We start from the raw sequence: 11,904 nt of genomic DNA, 5'->3' as shown, positions 1-11,904 counted from the left end.
CGTCACTGGCAAGAACGCCAGTGCCAGCCGCGCCATCGATACCGAGTCGAATACGGGGCAGTATCTGTAGGTCTGCTGATTCCGAGGGCTGTGCTTCCGGTTGGGGGCGCGGCCCTTCGGCGTTTTCGGGTCATCCTCATGGGGTAGGTAAGGGTCATTCTCTGGTGTGATGTGGGAGTTTGGGCGGCGGGGTTAAAATTTGGCCATGCGGCCAGAAAATGAGACGGGTGGTCGGCAGCGATCGTTCATCGAGGAGGCGCGGCGGCGGCAGATCATCGCCTCGGCGGTGGAGGTGATATCGGAGGTGGGGTACGTACGGGCTTCGCTGGCGCGGATCGCGAAGCATGCCGGGATCTCCAAGGGTGTCATCTCGTATCACTTCGCGGGGAAGGACGAGCTGATGGAGCAGCTGGTGATCCAACTGTATGTGTCCGGCGGCGAGCACATCGCGCCCGCGGTGATGGCGGCGGACGGGCCGCGGAATCAGTTGCTCGCCTATATCGGGTCGAATCTCGGCTTCATCGATGCGAACAAGAAGTATGTCGCGGCGCTGACCGATGTGGTGCTGAATCTGCGTGATGCCGATGGCAAGCCGCGCTTCGCCTCGGCGGAGGGTGAGCGGGAGATCATTCAGCCGCTCATCGACATCATGCGGGAAGGCCAGCGCACCGGCGAATTCGGCGAATTCGATCCGGAGGTCATGGCCAAGTCGATTCGCGATGCCATCGATGGCGCGGCCGGGCGGGCGATTCGGGAAAAGGATTTCGATATGACGACGTACTCGGCACATGTATGCCGACTATTCGATTTGGCGACGCGGAAGGGGGGACGTAATGACCACCGTGGTGGAAAGTGAAGTGCGCCAGGAGGATAACGCCGAGGCGACGCCGCCGTTCGCGTGGGTCGGTGTGGGTGCGATCGCCGTGGTGTCGGCGATCGCGTTGTTCGCATCGCTGGGACGGTACGGATACTTCGGTGACGAACTGTACTTTCTTTCGGCCGGGCGTCGCCTCGGGATCGGCTACGCCGATCAGGGGCCGGTGCTGCCCGCGATCGCCCGGCTGATGGACGTGCTGGCGCCGGGATCGCTGGTGGCACTGCGGATTCCGGCCACACTGGTCACCGTGCTCGCGGTGCTGATCAGTGCGCAGATCGCGCGGGAGTTCGGTGGGTCGCGGACCGCGCAGATATTGAGTGCGGCAGCGTACGCGACCGCACCGTTCCTACTCGTGCAGGGAACTCAGCTGGCCACCAATACGATTGATACCGCGTTATGGGTGGTGATCAGCTGGCTGCTGATCCGGTGGGTGCGCACCCGCCGTGACAGTCTGCTGCTGTGGGCCGCGCTGGTCACGGCGCTGGATATGCAGGTGAAGTGGCTGATTCCGTTCTTCTGGATCGCGGTCGCCGTCGGAGTGCTGTGCTACGGTCCGCGCGAGCTGTTGCGGCGGCCGATGCTGTGGATCGGGGCGGTTTTCGTTGCCCTGGTGATGGTGCCGACGCTGATCTGGCAGGCCGAGCACGACTGGCCGCAGCTGCGATTGGGCAGGGTGGTCGCGGCGGAGCAGGCGACGATCGGTGGCCGCTACACCTGGTTGCCGATAGCGTTGATCGCGGCCGGATTGTTCGGCGGAGTGCTATTGGTCGTGGGAATCTGGGCGCTGTTCCGTTCGGAGACGTTGCGGCCGTACCGATTTCTCGCGCCGATGCCGCTGCTACTAGCCGTGGCATTCATCGCGACCAACGGTCGCCCCTACTATGCGGCCGGATGCTACGCGGCGGTCATGGCGGCGGGCGCGGTTCGCTGGACCGAGTACACGGGGCGATGGCGACCCTATGCGGCCGTCCCGCTGGTCGCGATTTCGGTGACGATCGCGGTGTTCACGATGCCGTGGCAACCCGAGTCGTCCATCGATCCGGTCGACAGTCAGGCCGAGGCCGGTATCGAAATCGGTCTGTACGGCAAGTTCGGCTGGCCGGAGCTGAAGGAGGCCACCGTCGATGCCTACCAGGCCCTTCCACCGGCGGAGCGCGCGAATGCGGTGATCGTCACCGATTCCTATTGGCAGGCAAGTGCTTTGGATGTCGACCGGATTCGCTACGGTCTCCCGGCCGTCTACAGCCCCAACCGCGGCTTCGGATACTTCGGCACTCCACCGGATTCCGCGACGACGGTGCTGTGGGTCGGCAATGCCGAAGCCGAAATGCGCGCCACCTGTGGCGAATTGACCCCGGTCGGTCGCGTCGATGCCCGCCTCGGCTACCCGGATGTCACTCGCAATGTCACCATCTGGCGCTGCACGCCACGTCGGCCCTGGTCGCAGGTCTGGTCCGACCTGCTCCGCCTCGACTGACCAGCCAGATCGTCCGATTCGTTCAAGACATCAGAACACCGCCCGCGTTGACTGAACCGTGGCCGGGGCCGAAACCGCGCCCGGCCACGGTTCGACGATCACGAGGAAGCGGTATGAAAACGAACATTCGCGCGATCACCTTGGCCGTGAGCGATCTCGAACGGTCGCTGCACTTCTACCGCGACGGCCTCGGCCTCTCCTCGCCGGGCATCATCGGCACCGAGTTCGTCCGCGACGAGCACACCCCAGGCGGTTCGGTGGCCATGTTCACCCTGGACAACGGCCTGATCCTGTCCCTGTATTCACGTACGGACCTGGCGCTGGACGCGGGCATCACGCTCGACCGGGTCACCGGGTCCTCGATGAGCCTCGGCTTCTTCACCGACTCCCGGGAGGACGTCGACCGCATGCTGCAGCGGGCCGAACAGGCGGGTGGCGCCATCATCCGCCCGCCCGTGACCCGTCCATGGGGTATCTACGCGGGCTACTTCGCCGACCCCGACGGTCATCTGTGGGAAGCTGTCTACTTCCTGAACGGTATGCCGGAGTGACATATCGGCAGACTATCGACGACCTACCGACGACGGTACGTGAACTCGATTCACCCGCCGTCGTCGGGTGACGAGATCGGCTACGGCACACGCCCTTTCGCCATGACGCGGGTGTGATGGCGAACGGGCATGTGCCGTGCGGGCGCTAGCCGAGTTCGGCGAGCTGGGATACCGCCGGTGCCATGCCCTCGATCCATGCCGCCGGGGATCCGGTGGTGGGGATAATGATCACGGTGTGCACGCCGAGTTTGGCGTAATCGGCCATCTGGCGGACGAATTCATCGCGATTGTCCGGATTCGGGCGCGGATTATTGGCCATGATGGTGATGCGGATATCGTCGTAATCGCGCCCGACATCGTCACAGTGCCGCCGCAGGACATCGAGTTTGTGGGCGATATCCTCGGGGGCGGAGCCGAAGAGGTTGCAGGCGTCGCCGTACTGCGCGACCAACCGCAGCGTCTTGCGTTCGCCGCTACCGCCGATGAGCACCTTGGGCCGGTTGATCGGCTGGGGCGAGCACAGTGTCTCGGCCAGTTGGTAGTACTTGCCGTCGAACGGGCCGTTGTTCTGCGGGTCCCACATCTGCTGACAGATGCGCAGTGTCTCTTCCAGTCGCTCGAACCGTTCGGCGATCGGCGGGAACTGCACACCGAGCCCGCGATGTTCACGCTCGAACCAGGCGGCGCCGAGGCCCAGCACCGCACGGCCACCCGACAGGACATCGACGGTGGTGACGATCTTGGCGAGCAGGCCGGGATGCCGGTAGGTCACGCCGGTGACGAGGAGGCCGAGGTCGATGCGGGAGGTGTGCGCGGCAAGATAGCCGAGAGTGGTATAGCCCTCCAGCATATTGGCCTCGGCCGGGAGGCCGGTCGGCTCGATCTGGAAGTAGTGGTCCATGAATGACAGCCAGGTCGCACCGGATGCCTCCGCCGCGGCGCCGACCCTGGCCAACTCACCGGCGATGGCGGTAGTGCCGCCGTCGATGTCGAATATCGGCAGGTGAAAACCGAGTTCCATGAAGTGATCCCCTGGTACTAGACGATTTGCACTGCCAACGCTATGACTTGGAGTGCACTCCAAGTCAAGTACCTTCGCGTGGTCACCGAAGTCGGTGGCGGCGTCGCCCCTGGACGACACCGCCACCAGCTCGCGTCGATCAGCCCTGAGCGGTGGTCACCGAATTCAGGACGACATCGGCGTTCGGGCGACCGTCGTCACCGTCGGCCGCGCCGGCATTGGCGACCCGCTGCAGGACGTCCAGACCGCCGGTGATCTTGCCGAACGGGGTGTAGTTCGGCGGGAGTTGGGTGTCCTTGTACACCAGGAAGAACTGGCTGCCATTGGTGTCGGGACCGGCATTGGCCATCGCGACCGTGCCGGCCGGATAGGTCGCGCCATCCAGGTTCTCGTTCGGGAATTGGTAGCCCGGACCGCCGGTGCCGGTGGCGGTGGGATCACCGCACTGCAGCACGAAGATGCCCGCGGTGGTCAGGCGATGGCACTGGGTGTGGTCGAAATACTTCTGCCCGGCCAGGAAGACGAAGGAGTTCACCGTGCGTGGTGCGCGGGCAGCCTCCAAGGCGATATTCACTGTGCCGCAAGTGGTTTCCAGCTGCGCGGTGTACTTCGCGCCGGGGTCGATCGTCAAGGCGGGCTCGGTGGCCCACTGCTTATTCTCGGGCTTGGCCGAATCGGGGGCCACGCATCCGGCGACCGGGGTGCCCGGATCCGCCGATACCCCGCCTGCGGCGAAGATTGCGAGGGTGGTGCCGACGGCGAGTACACCGAGGCCCCGTAGCAGGGCAGACCCGACTCTACGGTGCTGCCGTCCGATGGGCTGATGGTGGTCGAATTGCCGCGCCTGCACTTCGCTGCTCACCGGTCGAGGTCTCCTTCTGTTGTATTACGCATCGGATGATGCTCAGCGGATCATTCCATCTCGAAGCCTCCAGCGGAACGAGATGCGTATTGCGACTGTGTGGCAATGGAAATCCACGGATGTGCGGCGCGTGGTCGGATAGCATGGCTGCGACGGAGGCGCATCTGATCGGCTAACTGGTTCGGCACGCATCGACTCTCCGGTGACATCGCCTCCACGGGAGGTGTATCAACTTGTCCGGGTACGTATTCGGGGTTCTTCGCTGGTGTACCGCGATGGCGTGTGTCGGCGCTCTGGTGGGTGGTTGCACGGCGAGCACCGATACGAAATCGACCTCGCAAACGGGTCCCTGGCCGCCGAACGATGACCGTGGCCACTGCGCGGTCGACAAGCAAGCCGACGTCCCGGCGACGATGCGAGACGGCACGGTGCTGCGCGCCGACGTATACCGTCCGCAGACCAGTGATCCGGTTCCGGTGATCCTGATGCGCACCCAGTACGGCAAGGCCGCCGCGCAGATCCAGCCCTCGCGCTACCGTACACCCGACTGGTTCGCCTCGCACTGCTATCTGGTGATCATCCAGGACATCCGCGGTATCGGCAGCTCGGACGGCACATTCACCGAATTCGGCAATGACGCCCACGACGGCTACGACACCGTGGAATGGGCCGCGCAACTTCCCGGTTCGAACGGCAAGGTCGGCATGTACGGCTCGTCGTATGTCGGTGCGACACAATGGCTCGCCGCCGTCGAGACGCCGCCACACCTGAGTACGATCGTGCCGGCGAATACCGCCTCCGACTATTACGACGGCTGGACCTATGAGGGCGGCGCCTTCCGGCTCGGCTTCGTCGAACCATGGGCCATGGGCACCATCGGCCTGGAATCCGCCGAACGACGTGGCGACAAGGTCACCGCCGACCAGCTTCGCACGGATATGCAGAACATCACCTCGTGGCTGAATTACCGTCCCTACAAAGACTTTCCGCCGTTGCAGCCGAATAGTCCGGCCGTCGCACCGTGGTACTTCGACTGGATCCGCAACTCGACACGCAACGATTACTGGAAGCAGTGGAGCATCCGCGACCGCTATCCGAACGTGCGGGTGCCGGTGCTCGATATCGAGGGCTGGTACGACGCATTCCTCGCGGGCGGCATCGAGAACTTCACCGGAATGGTCGAGCGCGGCGCCGAACCCGCACGCCAGAACCAGCGATTGGTGATCGGTCCCTGGGACCACCTCGGCTGGGGACGCCCCACCTCGATGATCGCGCCGCGGCTCGAGCGGCTCGGCCCGGTCGGCGACAGTCCGATCAACGAGCTGATGCTGGCATGGTTCGACCACTTCCTCAAAGGCACGGACAACGGTGTGGCGGGTAGGCCCCGCGTCGACTACTACCTGATGGGCGCCAATCGATGGAAGTCGGCACCGAATTGGCCACTGCCGCAAACACAATGGAAGGAATACTTCTTCGCCGACAGCGGCGCCAACGGTGTTGCCGGACGGGTCGGCAAACTCGTCGAGCACCCGCCGAGCGGGCCGGCCGCAGTCGACCGGTATGTCTACGACCCGGCCGCACCCACACCGAGTATCGGCGGTCATTCGTGCTGTTCGGTCGGCTCGGGTCCGCAGGGACCGTTCGACCAGACCGCGGTCGAGCAGCGTTCGGATGTACTTACCTACACAACCGACCCGCTCGGCGCCGATACCGAGGTCACCGGCCCGATCACCGTGAAGCTGTGGGCCTCGTCCACCGCGCCGGATACCGACTTCGTCGCGCGGCTGGAAGTCGTCGGATCCGATGGCTCGGCCGTCAACCTCAACAATGGCATCATCCGCGCCGCGTACCGGGACTCCCTGTCGGATCCGACCCCCCTGGTGCCCGGCCAGCCCGCTGCGTTCACCATCAAGATCTGGCCGACCAGCTATCAATTCAAGGCGGGCGATCGGATCCGCGTGGCCATCAGCAGCAGCGACTATCCGCAGTACGCGCCGAACCCGAATACCGGCGAGCCCTTCGGGGACAGCGCCCGGACCCAGCCCGCGACGCAGACGATCTACAAGGATGCCGAACATCCGTCATCGGTGGTCGTGCCCATCATCCCGGTCGGTGACGACGGCTCCACCAGCTTCGATATCGAGCCGGGATCCTAAGCACGGCGAACGCGACGGTAGGTGGGGGTCGCGATGGTCGCCGCGGCGAGCTCACTGGTCAGCCAGTCCTGCTCACCGTCGGTGATCGCGGCGACGGTGATGCGCAGGTGGTCGCCGGGTGGGTGGTCCTCGACCTCGAAGGGGCGGCCGGGTGCGGCCTTGATGCCCGCGGCAGCCAGCGAGATCATGGCCGCGTTCTCGTCTGCGACCGGGAGCCACAGATTGATACCGTCACCGCGGGCGACGGCAACGCCCCTGCGTGCCAGCGCCCGGCGGAGTTCGATCGAGCGCCTGCGGTATTCGGTGCGGGCGGCGGCGACGGTGCGCACGGCGGTGTCGTCATCGAGCATGATGAGGAGCAGCCGCTGTAGCAGTCGGCTGGTCCAGCCGGGGCCGAGCATGCGCCGTTCGATCATCGGATCGAGCAGTTCGGCGGGGCCGCCGACCACCGCGAGGCGCAGGTCGGCGCCGTGGGATTTGGAGTAGGAGCGGATGTGTACCGTTCGGCTCGGTAGCCGCGAGCCGAGCGAGCGCAGTGTAGCGGCGGCGATGCCTGCGGAGTGGTCGTCTTCGATGACGAGAGTGTCTGTGCTGGTGAGGATCTCGGCCAGTTCGCGGCTGCGTGCGGCGGTGAGCGAGGCGCCGGTCGGATTCTGTGCGCGTGGCTGCAGAATCAGCGCTGCCGCACCGCGCGCCCGCTCGAGATCGGCTGGCAGTAAACCGGATTCATCCATGCGGACCGGAATCGGCCGAGCGCCGATCCGGGCGAGCAGATCGAGAAATGGTGGGAAGCAAGGATCTTCGACGGCCACCGCATCGCCGAGCCGGATATGGGTGGCGAGCAATCGATCGATGGCATCGAGCGCGCCGTCGACGACCGCGAGCCGTTCGGCGCGAAAGGGCCAATCGGTGCGAACTTTGGCGGCCAGTTCCGGCAGCACGGCCTCGCCGAGATAGTCCGCCGCGAGATCATTGCCGCGGCCGTGCTCGGAGATCGCGCGCAATGCGGCGACTAGATCCGGCAGCAGTTGCGGGTCGGGGGTGCCGCGGGACAGATCGATACGGAAGGCGCTGTCCGAGGGTGGGTGCAGACGCTGATAGCGCCCCGTCGGCGCGGTCGAGCGGGTGGCCGTGCGGTCGCCGACGAAGGTTCCGGCCCGCCCCCGCGCCACAATCGCGCCGGTGGCGGCCAGGGCCCGCCAAGCCTGATTGACGGTGGCGGGGGACACCCGCAACTCGCGGGCGACCGCGCGCACGGTCGGCAGCCGAGAACCGGGTTCGAGTGCTCCGGAACGAATGCGGCGGCTCACCGCGGCCGCGATGCCGGCCGGCGTGCGATCCTCGAGATCCGCGTCGAACAGGCCGGACCCGACAACGACAGGCGCCGGTGTGGTGTCCGGCGGGTCGTCTGCGGGCACCTGCGGCGCGGTCGTCGGATCGAAGGTCACAGCGTCATTCTGCGTCGGGCACAGCGCCGGAACGAGGACCGGCCCCAGGGTTTACGGCTACGAAACTGTTTCCGCAATCTTGTAACACAACCGAATTGGATCTCGGTGAAGTATAACAAAGCATGGGAATCGTTCGAGCGGCGCTCGTCCAGACGAACTGGACGGGTGATAAAGAGTCCATGATCAAGGCGCACGAGGACTACGCGCGCCAGGCCGCCGCACAGGGTGCCAAGGTGATCTGCTTCCAGGAGTTGTTCTACGGTCCGTACTTCTGCCAGTTGCAGGACACGAAGTTCTACGACTACGCGGAATCGGTGCCGGGGCCGACGACGGAGCGATTCGCCGCCCTGGCAAAGGAATTGGGTTTGGTAATGATCCTGCCGGTATACGAGCAGGAACAACCCGGGCTGCTCTACAACACCGCGGCAGTCATCGATGCGGACGGCAGCTACCTCGGCAAATACCGAAAACACCACATTCCGCACGTCCACGGGTTCTGGGAGAAGTTCTACTTCCGGCCCGGAAATCTGGGCTGGCCGGTCTTCGATACCGCGGTCGGCAAGGTCGGCGTCTACATCTGTTACGACCGGCATTTCCCGGAAGGCTGGCGGGCCCTCGGTTTGGCGGGTGCGGAAATCGTATTCAACCCCTCCGCAACCTCGCGCGGCCTGTCCGGTTACCTGTGGAAGCTCGAGCAACCGGCCTCCGCGGTAGCCAACGAATACTTCATCGGCGCCATCAACCGGGTCGGCATCGAGGAATACGGCGATGACGATTTCTACGGAACCAGCTATTTTGTGGATCCGGAAGGTAAATTCGTCGGAGACGTCGCCTCGGACACCGATCCCGAACTGGTGATCCGTGACCTCGATATGGATCTGATCAAGGTGGTGCGCGACCGCTGGGCGTTCTATCGCGATCGCCGCCCCGACGCCTACGGACCGCTGGTGGCTCCCTGAGGCTGGTGATATCGATATGACGAAGATATTCATTCACGGCGGGACGGTGGTCTCGGCCACCGGATCGCAATCGCTCGATGTGCTCGTCGATGGTGAGACCATTGTCGCCGTTCTGCAACCCGGTGCCACGGCATTGGGCGCGGATCTCGCCGAGTCTGCCGATGTGGCCATCGACGCGACCGGCAAATATGTGATTCCCGGCGGTGTGGACGGACACACCCATATGCAGCTGCCCTTCGGCGGCACCGAGGCCTCGGATACCTTCGAGACCGGCACTCGCGCGGCAGCCTGGGGCGGCACCACGACCATTGTCGATTTCGCGGTGCAGAAGCCGGGCGAGCGGGTGCAGGATACCCTCGGGCTGTGGCACGAGAAGGCCGCGGGCAATTGCGCGATCGACTACGGCTTCCACCAGATCATCGGTGAGGTGAACGACGAATCCCTCAAGGGGATGAGCGAATTGGTGGCCGAGGGGGTCACCAGCTTCAAGTTGTTCATGGCCTATCCGGGTGTCTTCTACTCCGATGACGGTCAGATCCTGCGGGCCATGCAATCGGCGGGTGATCTCGGCGCGCTGCTGATGATGCACGCGGAGAACGGCATTGCCATCGATGTGCTGGTCGAGCAGGCGCTGGCGCGCGGTGAGACCTCGCCGTACTACCACGGTGTCACGCGGCCGTGGCAGATGGAGGAGGAGGCGACCCATCGCGCGATCATGTTGGCGCAGTTGACGAATGCACCGCTGTATGTCGTACACGTGTCGGCCGAGCAGGCGATGGAACAGATCGCCACCGCACGGGGCAACGGGCAGAACGTCTTCGGGGAAACCTGTCCGCAATATCTGTACCTGTCGCTCGAAGAGCATTTGGGCGCACCGGGTTTCGAGGGGGCCAAGTGGGTGTGCTCTACTCCGCTGCGGTCGAGGGCACAGGGACATCAAGACGAGCTCTGGCGCTATATCCGCACCGGTGATGTCACCTCGGTGAGTACCGACCACTGTCCCTTCTGCATGAAGGATCAGAAAGAGTTGGGACTCGGCGATTTCAGCAAGATCCCGAATGGAATCGGCGGCGTCGAACATCGGATGGATCTGATGTTCCAGGGGGTCAAGAACGGGCTGATATCACTGGAGCGCTGGGTCGAGGTCTGCTGCACCACCCCGGCGCGCATGTTCGGCATGTATCCGCGCAAGGGCGTCATCAGTCCGGGCGCCGACGCCGACATCGTCATCTATGACCCGAACGGGCACACCAGCATCGGATTGGGCAAGACCCACCACATGAATATGGATCATTCGGCGTGGGAGGGCTTCGAGATCGACGGACACGTCGACACGGTGCTCTCGCGTGGCCGCGTGGTCGTCGACGACGGTGCCTATCTGGGCAGTGCCGGGCACGGCCGGTTCATCGCCCGTGAACTGTCGCAGAACCTGATTTGACCTGGAATGGCCTGATCTACCTGAAATGGCCTGATCTACCTGAAATGGAGAGTGCCGCATGGATATCGGTGTGGTGCTGCAATGCACGCCTCCCGCCTCGCGGGTGGTCGAACTTGCCAGACAGGCGGAGACACACGGCTTTTCGCATGTATGGACCTTCGATTCGCACCTGCTGTGGCAGGAGCCCTACGTCATCCACAGCCAGATCCTGGCCGCTACCCGCAAGGTGGTCGTCGGCCCGATGGTTACCAATCCGGCGACCAGGGACTGGACGGTGACCGCATCGACCTTCGCGACCCTCAACGATATGTTCGGCAACCGCACCGTCTGCGGGATCGGCCGCGGAGATTCGGCGGTGCGCACCCTCGGCGGCAAGCCGACGACCCTGGCGACCTTGCGGAAATCCATCGAGGTGATCAGGGAACTCGGCAACGGCCGCAGCGCCCGCATCGGCGACACCATAGTGCGCTTCCCGTGGGCGAGCGCCTCGCGGCTCGAGGTGTGGGTGGCCGGGTACGGTCCGCGCGCGCTCGAGCTGACCGGAGCGGTCGCCGACGGATTCATTCTGCAACTGGCCGACCCGGATATCACCGCGTGGACGATCGCCCGGGTGCGGGCGGCCGCCGAGAAGGCAGGGCGCGCACCGGGATCGGTGAAAATCTGTGTGGCGGCACCGGCCTATGTCACCGACGGGTCCGATGCCGCGACGGCGCATGCCCGGGAACAGTGCCGCTGGTTCGGCGGAATGGTCGGCAATCACGTCGCCGATATCGTCGCGAAGTACGGTACCGACGGCGATATTCCGGCCGCGCTCACCGAATACATCGCGGGCCGTCAGGGCTACGACTACAACGAGCACGGCCGCGCGGGTAATACCCACGCCGAATTCGTGCCGGACGCGATCGTGGATCGCTTCTGCGTGATCGGTTCGCCCGATGAACAGTTGGCCCGCCTGCACGAGCTGGAGAAGTTGGGTGTCGACCAGTTCGCGGTCTATCTCCAACACGATGCCAAGACCGCCACATTGGATGCGTACGGGGAGTCGGTGCTGCCCAGGCTGGCACATCCGGTCACGGCGACGTCGGGTATCGAGTGATCGGGGATGGTTGCGGTGT

Annotated in this window: 10 protein-coding genes; 7 read left to right on the top strand and 3 right to left on the bottom strand. The window is 64.7% G+C overall.

Translation table 11 applies throughout. The annotated features are described in order from the left end of the window. Nucleotides 1-205 precede the first annotated feature (205 nt). The 3 genes from AB0L58_RS04915 (at nucleotide 206) to AB0L58_RS04905 (ending at nucleotide 2,905) form a co-directional block, all read left to right on the top strand. Nucleotides 206-856 (top strand): TetR/AcrR family transcriptional regulator, encoded by a 651-nt coding sequence (locus AB0L58_RS04915; RefSeq protein WP_364381178.1) that lies wholly within the window; start codon nucleotides 206-208, stop codon nucleotides 854-856. Next, nucleotides 834-2,354 (top strand): glycosyltransferase family 39 protein, encoded by a 1,521-nt coding sequence (locus tag AB0L58_RS04910; protein ID WP_364381175.1) that lies wholly within the window; start codon nucleotides 834-836, stop codon nucleotides 2,352-2,354. The genes AB0L58_RS04915 and AB0L58_RS04910 overlap by 23 nt, the downstream gene beginning before the upstream one ends. Nucleotides 2,355-2,467: 113 nt before the next feature. After that, nucleotides 2,468-2,905, top strand: a complete 438-nt coding sequence (locus AB0L58_RS04905) for a VOC family protein (protein ID WP_364381172.1) — start codon at nucleotides 2,468-2,470, stop codon at nucleotides 2,903-2,905. A gap of 145 nt (nucleotides 2,906-3,050) precedes the next feature. Here AB0L58_RS04905 and AB0L58_RS04900 read toward each other — a convergent pair whose 3' ends face one another. Further along, nucleotides 3,051-3,926: an LLM class F420-dependent oxidoreductase gene (locus tag AB0L58_RS04900; RefSeq protein WP_364381169.1), complete on the bottom strand. Its 876-nt coding sequence runs from the start codon at nucleotides 3,924-3,926 to the stop codon at nucleotides 3,051-3,053. A gap of 139 nt (nucleotides 3,927-4,065) precedes the next feature. Next, complete coding sequence (locus tag AB0L58_RS04895; protein ID WP_364381166.1) at nucleotides 4,066-4,788, bottom strand: peptidylprolyl isomerase; 723 nt, start codon at nucleotides 4,786-4,788, stop codon at nucleotides 4,066-4,068. A gap of 413 nt (nucleotides 4,789-5,201) precedes the next feature. Here AB0L58_RS04895 and AB0L58_RS04890 point away from each other — a divergent pair, with 413 nt between their 5' ends. Then, nucleotides 5,202-6,944: a CocE/NonD family hydrolase gene (locus tag AB0L58_RS04890; RefSeq protein ID WP_364381772.1), complete on the top strand. Its 1,743-nt coding sequence runs from the start codon at nucleotides 5,202-5,204 to the stop codon at nucleotides 6,942-6,944. Here the strand turns inward: AB0L58_RS04890 and AB0L58_RS04885 are convergent. Continuing rightward, nucleotides 6,941-8,392 carry an aminotransferase class I/II-fold pyridoxal phosphate-dependent enzyme gene (locus AB0L58_RS04885; protein WP_364381163.1) on the bottom strand — a complete coding sequence of 484 codons (1,452 nt, stop codon included), beginning with the start codon at nucleotides 8,390-8,392 and terminating at the stop codon, nucleotides 6,941-6,943. The two genes, AB0L58_RS04890 and AB0L58_RS04885, sit on opposite strands and share 4 nt — an antisense overlap. A 122-nt stretch (nucleotides 8,393-8,514) precedes the next feature. On the opposite strand from AB0L58_RS04885, the gene AB0L58_RS04880 reads away from it, so the two are divergent. Genes AB0L58_RS04880 through AB0L58_RS04870 form a run of 3 tightly spaced genes read left to right on the top strand, consistent with a single transcriptional unit; the run spans nucleotide 8,515 to nucleotide 11,885 of the window. Then, on the top strand, nucleotides 8,515-9,351 hold the full coding sequence (locus tag AB0L58_RS04880; protein ID WP_364381160.1) for a nitrilase-related carbon-nitrogen hydrolase: 837 nt from the start codon (nucleotides 8,515-8,517) through the stop codon (nucleotides 9,349-9,351). A 16-nt stretch (nucleotides 9,352-9,367) separates the two neighbouring features. Continuing rightward, nucleotides 9,368-10,789 carry a dihydropyrimidinase gene (gene hydA, locus AB0L58_RS04875; RefSeq protein WP_364381157.1) on the top strand — a complete coding sequence of 474 codons (1,422 nt, stop codon included), beginning with the start codon at nucleotides 9,368-9,370 and terminating at the stop codon, nucleotides 10,787-10,789. Between the two features lie 58 nt (nucleotides 10,790-10,847). Further along, the gene (locus AB0L58_RS04870; protein ID WP_364381155.1) at nucleotides 10,848-11,885 is read left to right on the top strand and encodes a TIGR03842 family LLM class F420-dependent oxidoreductase; all 1,038 of its coding nucleotides are present in this window, start codon (nucleotides 10,848-10,850) and stop codon (nucleotides 11,883-11,885) included. Nucleotides 11,886-11,904 lie beyond the last annotated feature (19 nt).

The organism is Nocardia sp. NPDC052112, assembly GCF_040680135.1.
Lineage (GTDB): Bacteria > Actinomycetota > Actinomycetes > Mycobacteriales > Mycobacteriaceae > Nocardia.
This window is presented reverse-complemented; position numbering and strand designations above follow the sequence as displayed.

Coding starts and splice junctions, on each gene's coding strand:
- AB0L58_RS04915 (WP_364381178.1), top strand. CDS start 206: ATGCGGCCAGAAAATGAGACGGGTGGTCGGCAGCGATCGTTCATCGAG.
- AB0L58_RS04910 (WP_364381175.1), top strand. CDS start 834: ATGACCACCGTGGTGGAAAGTGAAGTGCGCCAGGAGGATAACGCCGAG.
- AB0L58_RS04905 (WP_364381172.1), top strand. CDS start 2,468: ATGAAAACGAACATTCGCGCGATCACCTTGGCCGTGAGCGATCTCGAA.
- AB0L58_RS04900 (WP_364381169.1), bottom strand. CDS start 3,926: ATGGAACTCGGTTTTCACCTGCCGATATTCGACATCGACGGCGGCACT.
- AB0L58_RS04890 (WP_364381772.1), top strand. CDS start 5,202: ATGCGAGACGGCACGGTGCTGCGCGCCGACGTATACCGTCCGCAGACC.
- AB0L58_RS04880 (WP_364381160.1), top strand. CDS start 8,515: ATGGGAATCGTTCGAGCGGCGCTCGTCCAGACGAACTGGACGGGTGAT.
- hydA (WP_364381157.1), top strand. CDS start 9,368: ATGACGAAGATATTCATTCACGGCGGGACGGTGGTCTCGGCCACCGGA.
- AB0L58_RS04870 (WP_364381155.1), top strand. CDS start 10,848: ATGGATATCGGTGTGGTGCTGCAATGCACGCCTCCCGCCTCGCGGGTG.